This window comes from Radiobacillus kanasensis (genome assembly GCF_021049245.1).
Classification (GTDB): Bacteria; Bacillota; Bacilli; order Bacillales; family Amphibacillaceae; genus Radiobacillus; species Radiobacillus kanasensis.
Genome location: NZ_CP088020.1, coordinates 549,104 through 566,787 on the forward strand (window position 1 = coordinate 549,104; position 17,684 = coordinate 566,787).

Here is a 17,684-nt window from a genome sequence, read left to right on the forward strand (position 1 = left end):
ATATGATAGATTTAAGAAAGAAGTACAAGTCAAGCATTGGTACTATCGTTCTAGTTTCGAAACTATGAAGTAGGCAGAAAGCCTGTATGAGTTTAGAGGTGGACAATCCATGGAAATTGGTCCTTTTATAAAACTACATAGAATTAAACAAAACATGACGCAAGAGGACTTGGCAGACGGTATCGTATCCGAATCCTATCTTTCCAAAATTGAAAATCAAAAAACAACAGCAAGTCCAGATGTAATTAATCTACTTTGTTCCAGACTTGGCATTCAACTTAACAAAGAAGATGAATTAAACCTAAACGGGCAGTGCCAAGAATGGTTCGACATGCTTTTTGAGGTGAACAGCAAAGAACAGATCACTGAAAAGTATGAAGAACTGAAAGTCCTCGTAGAATCTCATTTATCTGATATGCAAGTATTGTTTGAGATTCATAAGATTAGGTATTTTTTGATCCTAGGTCAGAAACAAAACGCACTACAGCAAATTAATAATCTAAAAGATTTATCAGAAACATTTAATAGCGTTCAACAGTATTATTGGCTAAAGTTTAATGGGAACTATAATTCAGTAATTGGTGACCAACATTCCGCTTTAAGGTTTTATCAGTTGGCCGAGGAAAAGTATGGTCATAGTGATATATCTGAATCTGAGTTTGCAGATTTAAGATATACGATGTCAGTTACTCACAGTAAACTAAGAAACACATTGGAAGTTATTGACTATGCTAAAAAAGCATTAGAAGACTTTAGTAAACAATACAATTTTCGAAGATGTGCTCAATGCCACTTGTTATTAGGAATCTCATATCGAAGAATTAAAATTTATGATAAAGCCGAGAAAAATTATAACCTTGCGCAGCACTTAGCAAAACTAAACAATGACCAACAAACCATTGCTATTACTCATCAAAATCTCGGGTATTTACATTCGACTAAAGGTGAATCAGAGAAAGCTATCTTTTTCTTTAAAAAAGTAGTAGAGGATGGTCATAGTGATACTGTTGTACTTATTAAAGGGATGGCTTCCATTGTAAAAGAATACTATAATTTGCAAAAGTATGACGAAGCGATGGAAATGGTCAACGCAGGGCTCCATACATTAGAACAGTTAGAGTGGATTGAGAATTATCAGCTTTATTTCTATGAGCTTAAAACCTACCATGCAGTTTTGACTCACAACAAAGAAAAATTTGAGTCCGTAGTCATAAAAGAATTTCTACCTTATTTAAAAAAACAGAAACACTATGCTGAGCTAGTATCTTATGCAACCATGGCAGGCAAGCATTATGAAGACTTATTAAAATATAAAAGTGCTTCAGAATACTATAAACTTGCCATTTCAACCTATGAAGAATTAATTAAAATTTAAGGAGGAGTTTTAAAATGAAAAAGAATATCTTAAAAGCTGTATTCGCTGTCGCTCTAGTAGGGTTGGCTTTATTGGGACTTGGAACTTTAGGAAGTGTTACTGCTCACGATGCAGAACCATCTATTTTCTCTTATGAGCTTGGACATGATGCAGAACCATCTATTTTCTCTCATGAACTTGGACATGACGCAGAGCCATCCATCTTCTCTTTTGAGTTAGGTCATGATGCAGAGCCGTCTATCTTCTCATACTTTAAATTTGGTCATGATGCAGAACCATCTATTTTCTCTCATGAACTTGGACATGACGCAGAGCCATCCATCTTCTCCTTTGAATTAGGCCATGATGCAGAACCATCAATATTCTCAATCGGAAACACTCTTTAATAACTAACGTTTATTTCAATGCCTCAAGCATTGATCTAATATAACCACTACAACCTAATGAATCTTTCTTTGCCCGATATACATCATGTATCTCGGGTCTTTTTTTACCCAAAATCATTCTATGATTTATAAGTATCTTTTATGTCAAAAATAAGTAGGTTTATTCTAATATTTTTCGGGGTATTGAATAGGGGGCTATGTCACATATGAACATATTCTATCGAAATTTCTGTTGTTCCATCCTTCTTGATCGGTTCCTAAGATTAATAGGTATGGGACGAGGGTTGGGTACATAGATATTCCTTGTGGGGGGCAAGTCCCGATTTTTAAGTATGTTATACTTAAAGACGAATGTGCCTATTTCTAGCCTTTCATTACTAAGTAATATTGCTAGAAATTTGCATATAAATAGTAAAAAGGAGGGATGTAAGGTATGGATTATGCAATTGCGGGTGCAACTTGGTTCTGGTTATTTGTGCCTATGCCTATATTGATCATATTATCCATTATTTCGTTATTTACTGAGAGGAGAGAATAAGAGACTATGACTGGCGCAACTTTAATTACGTTTATTGTTTATTTAATTGGTATGTTATTAATTGGTGTCGTATCTTATCGACTAACGAGTAATTTATCAGATTATGTTTTAGGAGGAAGACGTTTAGGACCTGGTGTAGCAGCGTTAAGTGCTGGGGCATCGGATATGAGTGGTTGGTTACTACTTGGTCTTCCTGGAGCTGTATATGCAGCAGGTATGTCGGAAGCATGGATGGCAATTGGTTTATCCATCGGTGCCTATTTAAACTGGCAGTTTGTAGCACGTCCTTTACGTGTGTACACAGAGGTTTCGAATAACTCCATCACAATCCCTGACTTCTTAGAAAATCGTTTCCGCGATAAATCTCACATTCTTCGGGTGATTTCAGCACTCGTCATTTTGTTATTTTTCACATTTTATACATCATCCGGTATGGTTGGTGGCGCAAAGCTATTTGAAGCGTCCTTTGGTTTATCGTATAACCAAGCATTGTGGATTGGTGCTATTGTTATTGTATCCTATACATTCCTAGGTGGTTTCCTAGCTGTTAGTTGGACGGACTTTATTCAAGGTATTTTAATGTTCTTAGCACTTATCGTAGTTCCAATTCGTGCAATCTTTGTCATTGGTGGCTGGGATGCAACGGTTCAAGCGGTTGGTAATATTGACCCTAGTCACTTAAACATGGTAGCTGGTGTCGGTGGTTTAGCCATCGTGTCTTCCATGGCGTGGGGACTTGGATATTTCGGTCAACCACATATCATAACTCGTTTTATGGCGTTACGTTCGCCTGATGATGTTCCAAAAGCGAAATTCATCGGTACAACTTGGATGATTTTAGGTCTTTATGGAGCTATCTTCACTGGTTTTGCAGGATTAGCTTTCATCAGCACACAAGATGTTGGAGTACTTTCTCAGTTCGGTATTGAGGTTGTAAACAATGAAGCTGGCATACAAGTGCTGAGCGATCCAGAGAAAATCTTTATTGCATTTTCCCAAATTTTATTTGACCCAATCATTGCAGGTATTTTATTAGCAGCTATTTTGTCTGCCATCATGAGTACGATTGACTCCCAGTTGCTTGTATCTTCTTCTGCGGTTGCGGAAGATTTCTATAAAGCGATCTTAAGAAAAGAAGCTTCTGAAAAAGAATTAGTTTGGATTGGTCGTTTTGCAGTACTTGTCATTGCGATTATAGCAACCTTACTAGCATCAAATCCAGATAGTTCTGTATTATCACTAGTAAGCTATGCGTGGGCTGGTTTTGGTGGTGCGTTTGGACCAATCATCATCCTGTCCCTATTCTGGAAAGGCATGACGAGAAATGGTGCCTTAGCCGGTATTATTGTCGGTGCCTTAACGGTTATTATTTGGGGAGATTTCCTATCAGGTGGAATTTTCGACCTTTATGAAATCGTTCCTGCCTTCATCTTGAACCTAATAGCTTCTGTTGTGGTGAGTTTACTAGGTAAACCATCTAACGAAATGGTGGAAGAGTTCGAAAAAGCAAAATCAAACTATTAATTAGTAAATAAAGAAAGGATAGCATAACTTGAAATGACTTGAAAAGTTTAGAATGGTTATTTCAATCGCTAGTTTTTGAGCATTAGTTCGGTATTGTACCGGACTAATGCCTTTTAATTTGTGAAATATAAAAGATGTTTTAGTTACGTTATTTTTATATCTGCTTTCATTTCACGACTTTATCATATTTTAGGTAGTTTTGATTTGTTTAATCTCTATCTCTTCGATAATAATGAGTAAGCGGGTCTGGATCAGTCAGTTAGATTTAAAGCCTTCCATAATAATATCATCCAGGACTAGCGCAGCTCCTTCATTTGAGTAAGAAAGCAAATTCTACCACATTTCTGCTCGTATTCAAGATTAAGTCCTTGTTTCTTGATTCTATTATTTTTGGCCTGGTGCTATACCGTTTCTTAAATTATCTAGGATGTTTTCCCCGCTCTTAGCATTTTCTTTAAAGTGTCAATCGCAACCCTTCGTTTTTCCTATAGCTTCGTAATGCTTCAGTAGTTAAACAAGCGAATGGAATCAAGGCTTCGTGTATCTCATATGCACTGGTACTATACTTTGTAAATCCGCCTCTAGCTCTAGAATCAAATCTTTAATGCTGTTGTTGAAGGATAAGTGAACCACGCATAGTTTTCTAAAGTGGAATGCTATGGGATATAGATGATTCTATTGTAACCTTGTTTCCTGGTAATTAGCTAATCTATGAAACTATTATTTCATAAAAAACTACATGATTATAAGGAGTTATCGCTCTATTAAAGTCTCTTACTAAATTTTTTGAAGCTTAACATTCTCGATTAGTTATAACCAGATTCATAATTTCATATAAAGCCCATTTGGATAGTATATCGAGAGCGAAAATGTTTTTTAATTGTTAAATACTAGGAAAGTAGGAAAACTAAAGTCTAGTTGTTGGAGTTTATAAGAAAATATTTCCCAATAAAAAATCTAATAGTATATGGTAAAATAAGGATATGACAACCTAATAATGGAATTGGAGGAATTTAAATGATATTAAAAGGTGAATTCTTATCTAAAGTGCTTGTGATTGGTTTTACCTCTATTATATTATTAATCATAGGTTTTAGTAGTGATGTTGAAGCTTCGTCCATGGATGATGTTGAAGAGTTAAACGCTACCGTAATTGATGAGCCACAAAAGGTTTCTAATGAACCAGGTACCTTCGCAAATGCGGATCCTGAACCTGGATATTATGGAACTTACTATGACTTTGGGAAAACTAGTTTTTCTAACTATGTTTGGGTCAGAGGAGGATATGCGTTTTACAATCTGGATAGTATGGATCTAGAAAAATTAGATACAAATCAGATTTCTGCAATGGTCTATGATACAAGTGGAAGGTACTACGGAAAGGTTGTTTCTGCTAGAAGAGCAACATGGCAAAATTTTAATTTTTCTCTAATTGCTCCTACTGGAAGAAGTTACAAAATTAAGTTAGTTAATAATGATGGTGGAACAGCTGATATCTTGCAAGGGACTATTTACTACAATTAATGAAACAAATAATAGGTTGTCTAAATTTAAAAGATCCAGTCTGAATTATACACAGATTGGATCTTTTGTATTCAATTTAATGAAAGACGAGATTTAATTCTTTTTAATAGGAAAGGCGATGAAAGGTATAAAATTCCACAACTTATTAAAATACCTAGCAGAATTTTAATTCCTAATGAATAGGGCTTACCTATAAAAAAGGCAGTGATGATAAAAAATACTCCGATTAATATAAGAGAACCATTAAGCTTTTTTCTGTTTCTTCTAAAAATGAGAAATATAGTTAGTGTTATTAAGTAAATTAAAAGAACTATAAAGCAAATGGGGAAAATAGGTTTGTATTTCAGTGAGTAAATGAATAAATCTAACTGTGAAATGTCACTGGGAGTTGTTATCTCTTTCCCTAGCAGCTGTGTAAAAAATGCAGATTCCTTCCATGATTCCGAATAGATAAATATATCACTTCCCTCATAAAACGAAATAAATCCGCAGAAAGTTAAAAAAATAAAAAGCAAACAATATTGTATTATATAGTACATTTCAAGCACACCCTCATCATTCAAAATATTATTCATACTAACAAGTTATTATATATTATGTAAGAAATTTACACATGATTCAAATTTACTGTATTTGCTTCGTTTATACTTTCTTTAACTATTTATTTTAAATTATAAAGTAAGTATTAGCTCCAATTTCTATAAACAAGCGATTTCAGTCTATGGTCACAACACTCTTGATACTCCCAATATTATGATAAAATTAATGGCTATTTAAAATGAAAAATCCCATTCCCATTTGCAATGATAACATTTACTGTACAGTGAATTTCCTAACTTTAGTTTCTTTGAGTATCCTTGCACACCAGCACACTTAGCCGCCCTATAAAGTTTATATTCTTTAGGTGAAAGGTTCCTTCAGATTTAGGCCCACCACTGACACCCTCAACTATGAACTTCAAGGTTTCTTTTGTTATGGACTGTAGTTTATTTGATATAGTCCCGTGGACCATTCCTCCCCAACCAAATACATATTAAACACTAGTGTTCCATAAATGATATCGGAATTTCCAGTTAAGTTAATCTCCTTATTTCGAGTCAAAGAAGTTAATACCTACTAAAGGTGGCTCTATCCATTTAGGAATTGATTTACAATTAGACTAGTGCAACGATGACAAAATCTAACTAAGTGATGGCTTTCCTTCAACTTTTCGAAGCCAGATATGTTCTGGGTTCCGCAAAACAGTCTTTAAGTAAGGACTAATTTGCAAGATTTATCGCTTATTTTGTGTCTCGATCTGTACAAGTATATGCAAGCAAAATACAATAAGAGAGATAAACACTTGACTCTGAATGGCACATTCGCTTTTGAACGAAGAACTTTTTTGATTTTGAGGTGCTGTTTGACTCATTTGAAAAACACTTTTTGCCTATTGTGACTAATACATTTCTAAGATTTCTTAGGCATTCCAGCCTTCAATTTTCTAAATTTCGCCCATCTATGGTGAGTTATATTAAGTGGTAGTGTGCTTGAATCTATGATTTTTAGCTGCATGATTAGTCTTGTATTGTTTGTCTTCGTATAGATTTATGAGGCTTAACCAAGAAATAACCGTTGAATTAGATCGTGATTCCTACCATTAAAGCGCCATGACAGCTGTGAAATACTGATTGAATCAAGGTCAATGGCCTTTTGGAGTTAGTTGGTCATCAATAGATTTTTTTGGTAATCAGGAAAGATAAAAGAACATAGTAGAGATGAAGAATTAATAAAATTCAAGGGGGAATATTAAGAACTTTTTCGGCGCTCGATTCACAAGGTCATATTTACAACTTCAACAAACAATGTGAGGAAGTATTTACAAAGTAAATATTTATCTATGAGAGTACGTGAACGTTCAAGTGCACAAAACTGTGAAGTCTTTCCTTAGATGTTGAGGATAGGGGTAAAACGATTAAAAGCATTTTACTGGACGTTATGCATTTTGTATATTAGGTATAAAAAAGAAGTATAAGGAAACAACGTTAGGTGAAATAAACAGTAAGAACGACGGAAATCCTACATGAGACTACACGGCCATAGATAGGAGCTGAGCAGGTACCATCAGCCTTTATGTTGCCCATTCAAGTGCAAAAGGGAAACGTTGAAGAGCTTGTGGAGAACATGAAGCAATAGGCAATTCAGTAAGTGTACAAAAATAGAGTTTAGGGAATATTGGTATAAAAACTAAGTCGAGAATAACTTAACACATAGATAGCATAAGTTGCCAATTCTAAAGGTTTTTTGCTATTATCATAAGTATTGTTACATTCGTTAGATGATTAATGGAGGTGGAAAAAATGGCGGAAATCTCAAAGGATCAAGTAAAGCACGTAGCGCATTTAGCTCGTCTTGCAATTTCAGATGAAGAAGTGGAAAAAATGACGAATCAGCTCGGTGCAATAATTAAATATGCAGAGCTTTTAAACGAACTAGATACGGACCAGGTTGAACCTACAACACACGTTTTAGATTTAAAGAATGTGATGCGTAAGGACGAACCGAGAAAATGGATTAACAAAGAAGATGCATTGAAAAATGCTCCCGATCATAAGGGCGGACAATTTCGTGTTCCTTCTATATTGGAATAAAGGAGGTATAAATAGTGTCACTATTTGATTATAAATTATCAGAGCTACAGGATAAACTACATAATAAAGAAATTACGGTTAGTGATCTCGTTAATGAATCCTATACGAGAATTAACGAAGTCGATGGAGATGTAAAAGCATTTCTAACCTTAAATGAAGAAGCTGCCAAAGCGAAGGCAAAGGAACTAGATGGACAAGCTCCATCTCAGTCTTTATTCGGTCTTCCAATTGGTGTTAAAGATAACATCGTAACAAAAGGGCTTCGCACAACGTGTGCGAGTCAATTTTTATCCAACTTTAACGATCCTTTATATGATGCAACGGTTGTTCAAAAGCTTACCGAAGCAAATGCCATCAATATCGGGAAGTTAAACATGGATGAATTCGCAATGGGATCATCCAATGAAAACTCCAGTTATTTCGCGACGCGTAACCCTTGGAATACGGATTATGTTCCAGGAGGTTCTAGTGGTGGTTCAGCTGCTGCTGTTGCGGCAGGAGAAGTCTTTTTCTCGATTGGGTCGGATACAGGTGGATCTATTCGCCAACCAGCTGCCTTCTGTGGAGTTGTTGGATTAAAACCAACTTACGGATTAGTATCTCGTTTTGGTTTAGTTGCGTTCGCGTCTTCTTTGGACCAAATTGGGCCAGTTACGAGAACGGTTGAGGATAATGCTCACTTACTACAAGTTTTAGCAGGTCACGACAAGATGGATGCTACTTCTGCAAATGTGGATGTTCCAAATTATAAAGGTGCTTTAAACCAAGGAGTAAACGGGCTGCGTATCGCGGTACCATCTGAATACCTCGGTGAAGGGGTCAATCCAGAAGTGAAGGAAGCAGTCCTTCAAGCCTTAAAAGTGTATGAAGATTTAGGGGCAACATGGGAAGAAGTTTCACTTCCGCATTCGCGCTATGCAGTTGCTGCTTATTACCTATTATCTTCTTCAGAAGCATCTGCCAACCTAGCACGTTTCGATGGGGTTCGTTACGGAGTCCGTTCGGAAAAAGCAGAAAACATGATTGATATGTTTAAGCTTTCCCGTAGCGAAGGGTTTGGAGAAGAAGTAAAACGTCGTATTATGCTCGGTACCTTCGCGTTAAGCTCTGGTTACTATGATGCTTACTACAAAAAAGCACAAAAAGTGCGTACATTAATTAAAAATGATTTTGAAAAAGTCTTTGAAAACTACGATATTGTAATTGGACCAACGACTCCAACTCCAGCCTTTAAAGTAGGAGAAAAGATTGATGATCCATTAACGATGTATGCCAATGATATTTTGACAATCCCTGTAAACCTAGCAGGCGTTCCGGGTATGTCTATTCCTTGTGGCTTCTCTAGTGAGGGTCTACCAATTGGTCTACAATTAATCGGAAAACACTTTGATGAAAGCACGATTTTCCGTGTTGCTAATGCCTTTGAGCAAGCAACAGAATTTCATAAAAAGAAACCGGTACTTGGAGGTGTCAAATAATGAATTTTGAAACCATTATCGGTCTTGAAGTACACGTCGAGTTAAAAACAAACTCTAAAATTTTCAGTCCGAGCCCGAACGCCTTTGGAGCGGAACCGAATGAAAATGTAAACCCGATTGACCTAGGTTACCCGGGGGTACTTCCCGTATTAAATGAAGAAGCCGTTAACTTTGCTATGAAAGCGGCAATGGCGCTCAATTGTGAAATTGCGACAGATACGAAATTTGATCGTAAAAACTACTTCTACCCAGATAACCCGAAAGCTTATCAAATTTCTCAATTTGACAAACCAATTGGGGAAAATGGCTGGATTGAAATCGAAGTAGATGGTGTCAAGAAAAAAATCGGAATCACGCGTCTCCACTTAGAAGAGGATGCAGGTAAACTAACCCATGGCGACAATGGCTACTCTCTAGTCGACTTTAACCGTCAAGGTACACCATTAGTAGAGATCGTATCAGAACCAGATATTCGCAGTCCGAAAGAAGCATATGCTTATTTGGAAAAACTGAAAAACATTATCCAATTCACCGGAGTTTCGGATTGTAAGATGGAAGAAGGTTCCCTTCGTTGTGATGCGAACTTATCCATCCGCCCAATTGGACAAGAGGAATTCGGAGTGAAAACAGAGCTTAAAAACTTGAACTCGTTCTCTTTTGTTCAAAAGGGTCTGGAATTTGAAGAAATACGTCAGCAAAAAGTCTTACTGTCTGGTGGAGAAATTTTACAAGAAACGAGACGCTATGATGAACAAACAAAAGAAACGATTCTTATGAGGATAAAAGAGGGGTCAGACGATTATCGTTATTTCCCGGAACCAGATCTTGTACCGCTATATATTGACGAAGCTTGGAAAGAAAGAATCCGTGCTGAAATTCCAGAGCTTCCAGATGCCCGTAAGAAACGATACATTGATGACCTTCAATTGCCGGCCTATGATGCCATGGTATTGACGAGCACGAAAGAGATGTCCGATTTCTTTGAAGCAACGATTGCAAAGGGAGCGGATGTGAAACAAGCTTCCAACTGGTTAATGGGTGAAGTATCAGCTTACATGAATAAACAACAATTAGAACTAGAAGATCTTCCGATGACACCAGAAGCCTTAGCGAAAATGATCCAACTTATCGAAGATGGAACGATTTCTTCTAAAATGGCGAAAAAGGTATTCTCTGAGTTGGTAGAAAAAGGTGGAGATCCAGAAAAAATCGTCAAAGAAAAAGGACTTGTTCAAATTTCGGATGAAGGTCAGCTCAAGGAAATCATCACGGCGATTTTAGATGCAAACGAGCAATCCATTGAAGACTTTAAAAACGGGAAAGATCGAGCACTGGGCTTCCTAGTAGGTCAGGTCATGAAGCAGACAAAAGGACAAGCAAATCCTCCAATGGTAAATAAAATTCTTCTCGAAGAGATGAATAAAAGATAACAAAAGTTGACGAAACTGTGGAAGACCTGCTTCGTATAAGCAGGTCTTCGTCATTGTAGAACCAGGTACTAGATGTAGATATCCATATTTTACTTTTCAAATGGTGCAAAAAGGACTATGATGTAAGGTGGACTATAAGTAATGACCGGTTAGGGGGTTTTACCCATGAAACGTGCCCGTATCATATACAATCCAACTTCAGGACGCGAAGCCTTTAAAAAGGAATTAGCAGATGTACTCCAACGCTTAGAACAAGTGGGGTACGAGGCATCAGCTCATGCGACAACTGGGGCTGGAGATGCGACAGAAGCGGCTAAAGTCGCCGTAGAACGTAAATATGACATCGTAATCGCAGCTGGTGGAGACGGAACCATAAATGAAGTAATCAATGGATTAGCAGAACAAGACTATCGACCAAAGCTAGGGGTAATCCCTGTTGGTACGACTAATGACTTCGCAAGAGCTTTGTCGATTCCTAGAAATATTCAAAAGGCTGTAGATGTTATTGTTGATGGTTATTCCACTCCATTAGATATTGGAAAAGTTAATGACGAATACTTTATGAATATCGCGGGAGGCGGAAAACTAACAGAGCTAACATATGAAGTACCAAGCAAGCAAAAAACGGTACTTGGTCAACTTGCTTACTACTTAAAAGGAATCGAAATGCTTCCATCCTTGCGCCCGATTCATGTCAAAATAGAATATGATGGAGAAGTATTTGAGGATGAAATTATGCTATTTCTCGTATCCAATACGAATTCTGTCGGAGGTTTTGAAAAACTTGCACCTGATGCGAAGATGGACGATGGTGTTTTCGACTTACTTATCTTGAAAAAGACGAACGTTGCTGAGTTTATCAGAATTGCTACTTTGGCGCTTAGAGGGGCCCACTTAGAAGACGATCGAATCGTTCATGTGACCGCGAAGCACATAAAAGTGGTGTCTGAAGAGAAAATGCAGCTCAACATAGATGGAGAATTCGGAGGCTTATTGCCAGGAGAATTCACGAACCTTTATCAACATATTGAATATTTTGTTCCTAAAGAGTTTCTCGACAAAGAAGAAAGCTAAGGCTATCTTCTTTTTCTTTTTTTGACAATCTACTAAATTTCCCGGGAAATATAGCGAATCATGGTAATACTATACGGAGAAATTTATCATTTGTTTTCGGTTGTGATACACTTTGTAACAGGAAAAGACAAGAAGGAAGATGATGATGGCGAAATTAAAACCACCTGTAAAGAAAAACCAAACGATAGAGCTATCTTTTGTCGATTTAACACATGATGGATCTGGCGTTGGGAAAATAGATGGCTACCCTTTATTTGTTCCGTACGGACTACCTGGAGAAACGGCAAAGGTAAAAGTCGTAAAAGTGAACAAAAACTTCGGCTTTGGAAAGCTTTTAGAACTAAACGAAGTAAGTCCAGATAGAGTTGAGCCACCATGTGATGTGTACGTGCAATGTGGAGGATGCCAGCTGCAACATATGAGCTATGACTTGCAGCTAGAAATGAAACGAAAGCAAGTGGAGACATCTCTTAAAAAGATAGGACACATAGAAAAAGTCCCGGTTCATCCTACAATCGGTATGGAAGATCCATGGAGATACCGAAATAAAGTGCAAATTCCAGTTGCTGAAAGACATGGTGAATTGATTACAGGCTTCTACCAAAAACGTAGTCATAACATTATCGAAGGCATGGATCGATGTGTGATTACATCAGAGATCAATGATCGCATGGTGGAAGCAGTTCGTCGCATGGCCGACCGATTAAAGATACAAGCCTATGATGAAGAAAAACATCGAGGTGTTCTTCGCCATATCATGGTTCGCACCGGACAAGCTACCAATGAAACGATGATTGTACTGATTACTCGAACGGAAGAGTTGCCTCATCAGGAAGAACTGGTGAAGGAGATTAGCGAAACGTATCCTCAGGTAAAGTCCATTATTCAGAACGTTAATAAGGATCGTACGAATGTTATTCTTGGTAGAAAGACGAAAGTGCTTTGGGGAAATGAGTACATCTATGATAATATTGGCGACATTAAATTTGCCATCTCCGCCAAGTCCTTTTACCAAGTGAATCCTCCACAAACGAAGAAGCTATATGATAAAGCTTTGGAATATGCGAATCTTCAAGGTGGAGAAACGGTGATTGATGCTTATTGCGGGATAGGTACGATTTCCCTATTTCTTGCGCAAAAAGCGAAAAAGGTTTACGGAGTTGAGATTGTTCCAGAAGCTATTTCGGATGCAAAAGCAAATGCGCGATTAAATCATATTGAAAATACCGAGTTCTTTGTAGGAGAAGCAGAGAAGGTCATGCCTTGGTGGACCGCCCAAGGGTTACGCCCAGATGTCATTGTAGTGGATCCTCCTAGAAAAGGCTGTGAGGAAGAACTGTTGATAGCAATGATCACCATGAAACCTGAACGAATTGTGTATGTATCTTGTAATCCATCTACACTCGCTAGGGATTTAAGAATTCTTGAGGATGGTGGATATGAGACGAAACAAGTACAGCCTGTTGATATGTTTCCTCAGACTGGGCATGTGGAGTGCGTGGCGTTGATGGAGTTGAAATTGTCTAATTAAAATATAAACTACCAAAACAAAATAAACATTTCCGATTCAGACCCCGATTTCGTGGGAATAAACATTCCGGGTCTTTTTCATGCTCATCCCTTGTCTTGTCTCGGTTTTCTCGTGTTTTCATTCCGCAACATTCTCGGAAAACTTTATTTTAAAACAGAAAAAAAGGTGAAAAAACAGGCATATTAGAGGGAAGAAATTGAGTGTTTTTGAATCAAAAATCCTTCAAAATGGGGGTTCGGTCGGAAAACTTTATTTTAACTCGAACGGTGGAATGGGGGTTTGAGGGGGAAGGTAAAAGTTTTGTTTATTTTAACGGTACATAGTAGTGAAACGAATATAAGTTAGGTTTGTAATATTACATCCATAATACTGGGATTTGGAGATAAGAGTAAAAACCTAATGTTGAGGTACAATGGAATTCGGTTAAATGTGTAACTGTAGAAAAGGTAATAAGGGTAATGATTGGTAGTAGAGGTAAGGGTTAAGGTAATGGGATTAATAAAGAGTGGGAATATATTTAAAAGTAGAAAAACAATAATAATTAATTGGTTATGTTATTGTATAGTTGTGCCATAAATTTTCTTATGATACGGAAGGAGGCGTTGTTTTATGAAAAAGACAATGATACTTAATGATGGGGTAACAATTAATTAAGGGTGAGCGTATCAATACCCCTATAAACTACGTGATCCCAATATAGGAGGATCATATTTGAGTAATATTAAGAAAGTAAATTCAGTTAAAGTAATGATGGACAAGGTAAACTTTGAATCAAATAATTTAGGTGAAAACTTTTGGGGAGCTAAAAGGTCAAAGTCACCAGAGGAATACAAACTTGGATCACCAATTGATTCTAAGTCTAATGTGTATAATATTGGAGCAATAATATTTGGTTTATTAGGTGGAGAAATGGATCATTCACTCTCAAAGTGGGAAGCTAATCAGAACTTATTCCAAGTAGCTCGAAAGGCTGTAGAAAAGGAAAGGGACAAACGATATTCTTCAATCAAAGAATTCTACCATGCTTGGAAGGTAGCTTTAAAACAAAAATTTTTATGAATTAAATTTACTAACGGGCGATTCTTCAGAAAAGGAGATCGCCTTAATATTTTTTAATTGCAGTTTAGAGTAATACTAATTAAAGTAAAATTTGTCAACTTGTATTTAGAAATTATTCTTTGGAGGTAGAAAATGAATAATATTGAAAATGAATACCTTACAATTGTAAATTGGCAATTTAAACATTTTAAAGAACGTGCAGAAAAAGGGATATCGCAATTAACAGAAGAAGAATTACATTGGAAGCCAAATGAAGAGTCCAATAACATTGCAATATTAATCAAGCATTTAAGTGGGAATATGCACTCACGATGGGTAGACTTTTTGACAACAGATGGAGAGAAAACTTATAGAGATAGAGATTCTGAATTTGTTGATGATATCGAATCCAAGAAACAGCTTATGCAATTTTGGGAAGAGGGATGGGCATTGCTTTTTCATACAATACAAACCCTTAAACCAGAGGATTTACATAAATCTGTTACTTTAAGACGAGAAACGTTAAGTGTCATTCAAGCAATTCAAACTGAAATAGCCCATATTAGCTACCATTTAGGTCAAATTCTATATATAGGAAAACAAATCAAGGATAAAGAATGGGATATTCTTAGCATACCTAAAAACCGTTCAAAAGAGTTTAATAAGACGATTGCAAAAAAACATAGTGACACTTATTAGTATGCTTTATTCTTCATTAAACTATGTCCCTGTTACTTTCCTCTCCCCCAAGCTAAAAAGTCGGTACCTACTGCTAAATAGTTGGTATCCAAACGGCAAAGGAAGCGGGAAGAGCAGCGGACGGACCACTATGTATTCAATCTTTATTCAATTGGTTTTTTCAATCAAAAATCAATATCAATTCGGGGCAGATCCAGTAGGATTTTGCCCCTTTTCTTTTAAACAAAAAAGTTAAAAAGTCCAGTAAATCCTTTGTCCAATAAGGATAACAGAAGGAAAAGGGGGAGGAATAATGAGAGAAATTTCGAGCGGCGTTCCGTATAAATCCGTAGGAATTTCCATGCTTTTTCAATATCATTTCATTAGTTTTTCCATTCTTTCCTCCTGATTCTTTCCTCCATTATGGGTACCAACTTAATTACATAACCAGAATATTCGATACAAGCCAGAACGGAAAGAAAAGACCGAAAACGTGGAAAATCGCCCATTTCAGGTACCAACTTTATTCCATTGCCTTTAGGGAAAAAAGAGGGAGTGGGGCTTAGAGTAGCAAGGATTTGAGGGGGATGAGGGAGTGAGATGGGGAAATTCCAACATAAAGACAGGTAAATATAGTAGAGAGAAGAAAAAGAGGATTAAAGAAAAAACAGACAGTGATAATCCATTTGCTAGACCCAAGAGGAGATCGAATTAATTAGGTTTCTTCTTCAAACATTCATGAAATATGGGTTTGCAGAGAAGTGTTTGTTAAAACGTTGTTTCCTCTGCAAAAAAGTCACTATTTAAAAGCCCCAAAATGGCAAGACTTCGGTTATTTTCTCTACCATCTTCCTTCCGTTCAGGGAAGAACTTAGTTACAATGGCAGGATATTCTATACAACCCAGAACAGAAAAAAGAGGGGAAAAACGGGGGTTTTGGGGAAGAACTAATTTACTACAGTAATACACAAGTACAGGTAATTAGAGCATTTACGGTTGTTCTACCAAAGGACTTAGGAACGTAAGTTTACAAAGCTAAGTGATGGAGTTAGGAAAAGATGATATGTGATTGCAGAGGTATATATGATAAGTGGGAATATCGTTCTTTATCAAAGATAATTTTATCATCGTATGTAGGACCCCTTCTATATCTGTTTTTGGGTTATATTTACGAATTTCCTGATGTTGTGACTGATATCCGATGACATTCCTTTTTACTGTCAATAGGCCTTTAATTAAAGATATAAGAAAACTCAAGGTCTTTGAGTTTTCTTAACTGAAGTAGTCATAATTTAGTTTCTTATATCAGCTACAAATGAGTAATAATAAGAATTTTCAGGGATCAAGGCAACTAAAGATCGCATTAACTTATCTAATGAGAAAAGTACAGTTGTGCCTAGCCAACTACTAGGTAAGAATTCAGCTGGCAACATGGGGTCTGCTATTATTAGATCATCCATTATCTCTTTGAGCGTTAGAAAATTTGTAAATACTTGTAAGGGATCTCGGTTTTTATCTTTGATTAATTTATTAAATATCGGTTTATACTCATTCTCAAGCCACATTTGCCTATTTTTGTAGTAGGTGTTAATTTCCTCCAAATTCCATATTGAACTGGCCTTATTTGGTCCTGGTTCCCCCTCGGGATCTATACCATTTATCAAAAACTCATTACTAGAAATAATTGTTATATAATCCTCAATTTCAAGTGAATCAATTAGATTTAGCACCTTACTTGTTATATTCCACGGATAAACATAAACACCCTTATAAAGCTGACCAAATCCTAAATCTAGTAGCCCTTTTCTAAAAGTATCTCTTTTCTTTCTTAATTTTTCTGGGATCTCCATGAACACAATGTACCATTTTCGATTCCAATGTTTAGTGTAAAAGTTTTCTTTTTTAGAATATAGACTATAAACGTCTAAACCACTTGCTGTAATTTTATAATTACCTCGCTCTAATGATGTTATATAAGCAATGCCTTTAAATTTAGATAAGATATTTCTTATTGTTTGAGGAGTATAATTCATTGCTTCAAAAATTTTTATTAGTTCTTTCCCTTCCATTTCAGGCTTTTTTGATAATAAGTATAATAATTGCTTTTCAACTGTCACCTTTTTCACCTCTACATAAAATGATAACGGATTTATAATGTTATTCAAGTGTATGGCTATAAAAAGTAAAACATAAATATCTACCTACATTACGAACAATTCCAGTTACATACATATTACCAACAGTAAGTAATTCTTTATTAACGCCGGTACTAGGTTCAATTAACTATATGCTGTCTTTTAAAAAAAGCTCCTAGATCATAGTTGCATTGACACATTATTGGAATTTATATAATATAAATTATAACGGACGTGCAAAAATATATTATAAAATTGCGAGGAGGTTATTCAGATTAGTGTAGTTTTAATTTATTAGTATCTAAAAATAATAGCTATTAATTTTGAGGACGTGATAAAAGTG

Annotated in this window: 13 protein-coding genes and 1 pseudogene; 11 read left to right on the top strand and 3 right to left on the bottom strand. The window is 36.3% G+C overall.

Annotated features, from left to right (window positions below; all coding sequences use genetic code 11):
• Positions 1-109 precede the first annotated feature (109 nt).
• The 4 genes from KO561_RS02885 (at position 110) to KO561_RS02900 (ending at position 5,347) form a co-directional block, all read left to right on the top strand.
• The gene (locus KO561_RS02885; RefSeq protein ID WP_231095653.1) at positions 110-1,375 is read left to right on the top strand and encodes a helix-turn-helix domain-containing protein; all 1,266 of its coding nucleotides are present in this window, start codon (positions 110-112) and stop codon (positions 1,373-1,375) included.
• A gap of 14 nt (positions 1,376-1,389) precedes the next feature.
• Entirely contained in the window at positions 1,390-1,761 is a 372-nt protein-coding gene (locus KO561_RS02890; RefSeq protein WP_231095654.1) for a hypothetical protein, read from the top strand.
• A 544-nt stretch (positions 1,762-2,305) separates the two neighbouring features.
• Complete coding sequence (gene putP / locus KO561_RS02895; RefSeq protein ID WP_231095655.1) at positions 2,306-3,823, top strand: sodium/proline symporter PutP; 1,518 nt, start codon at positions 2,306-2,308, stop codon at positions 3,821-3,823.
• Between the two features lie 1,017 nt (positions 3,824-4,840).
• Positions 4,841-5,347: a hypothetical protein gene (locus KO561_RS02900; RefSeq protein ID WP_231095656.1), complete on the top strand. Its 507-nt coding sequence runs from the start codon at positions 4,841-4,843 to the stop codon at positions 5,345-5,347.
• Between the two features lie 71 nt (positions 5,348-5,418).
• On the opposite strand, the gene KO561_RS20535 is transcribed toward KO561_RS02900, so the two are convergent.
• Together KO561_RS20535 and KO561_RS02905 are read right to left on the bottom strand one after the other, a co-directional pair.
• Positions 5,419-5,922 carry a DUF4306 domain-containing protein gene (locus KO561_RS20535; protein ID WP_408004838.1) on the bottom strand — a complete coding sequence of 168 codons (504 nt, stop codon included), beginning with the start codon at positions 5,920-5,922 and terminating at the stop codon, positions 5,419-5,421.
• A gap of 605 nt (positions 5,923-6,527) precedes the next feature.
• Positions 6,528-7,045 (bottom strand): annotated as a pseudogene (locus KO561_RS02905) (hypothetical protein); the annotation flags it as partial.
• A 641-nt stretch (positions 7,046-7,686) separates the two neighbouring features.
• Between KO561_RS02905 and gatC the strand changes: the two are divergent.
• The 7 genes from gatC to KO561_RS02940 all read left to right on the top strand — a co-directional run bounded on the left by gatC (position 7,687) and on the right by KO561_RS02940 (position 15,227).
• Positions 7,687-7,977, top strand: coding sequence for an Asp-tRNA(Asn)/Glu-tRNA(Gln) amidotransferase subunit GatC (gatC, locus tag KO561_RS02910; RefSeq protein WP_231095657.1), 291 nt, complete (start codon positions 7,687-7,689; stop codon positions 7,975-7,977).
• Between the two features lie 14 nt (positions 7,978-7,991).
• Positions 7,992-9,455 carry an Asp-tRNA(Asn)/Glu-tRNA(Gln) amidotransferase subunit GatA gene (gene gatA / locus KO561_RS02915; protein WP_231095658.1) on the top strand — a complete coding sequence of 488 codons (1,464 nt, stop codon included), beginning with the start codon at positions 7,992-7,994 and terminating at the stop codon, positions 9,453-9,455.
• Complete coding sequence (gene gatB / locus KO561_RS02920; protein WP_231095659.1) at positions 9,455-10,885, top strand: Asp-tRNA(Asn)/Glu-tRNA(Gln) amidotransferase subunit GatB; 1,431 nt, start codon at positions 9,455-9,457, stop codon at positions 10,883-10,885. Before gatA ends, gatB begins: the two co-directional genes overlap by 1 nt.
• Before the next feature lie 165 nt (positions 10,886-11,050).
• On the top strand, positions 11,051-11,959 hold the full coding sequence (locus KO561_RS02925; protein ID WP_231095660.1) for a diacylglycerol kinase: 909 nt from the start codon (positions 11,051-11,053) through the stop codon (positions 11,957-11,959).
• A gap of 145 nt (positions 11,960-12,104) precedes the next feature.
• Entirely contained in the window at positions 12,105-13,490 is a 1,386-nt protein-coding gene (gene rlmD, locus KO561_RS02930) for a 23S rRNA (uracil(1939)-C(5))-methyltransferase RlmD (RefSeq protein ID WP_231095661.1), read from the top strand.
• Positions 13,491-14,201: 711 nt separating this feature from the next.
• Complete coding sequence (locus KO561_RS02935) at positions 14,202-14,549, top strand: hypothetical protein (protein WP_231095662.1); 348 nt, start codon at positions 14,202-14,204, stop codon at positions 14,547-14,549.
• Positions 14,550-14,681: 132 nt separating this feature from the next.
• The gene (locus KO561_RS02940; RefSeq protein WP_231095663.1) at positions 14,682-15,227 is read left to right on the top strand and encodes a DUF1572 family protein; all 546 of its coding nucleotides are present in this window, start codon (positions 14,682-14,684) and stop codon (positions 15,225-15,227) included.
• Between the two features lie 1,271 nt (positions 15,228-16,498).
• On the opposite strand, the gene KO561_RS02945 is transcribed toward KO561_RS02940, so the two are convergent.
• Complete coding sequence (locus KO561_RS02945) at positions 16,499-17,323, bottom strand: PaaX family transcriptional regulator C-terminal domain-containing protein (protein WP_231095664.1); 825 nt, start codon at positions 17,321-17,323, stop codon at positions 16,499-16,501.
• Between the last annotated feature and the right edge of the window lie 361 nt (positions 17,324-17,684).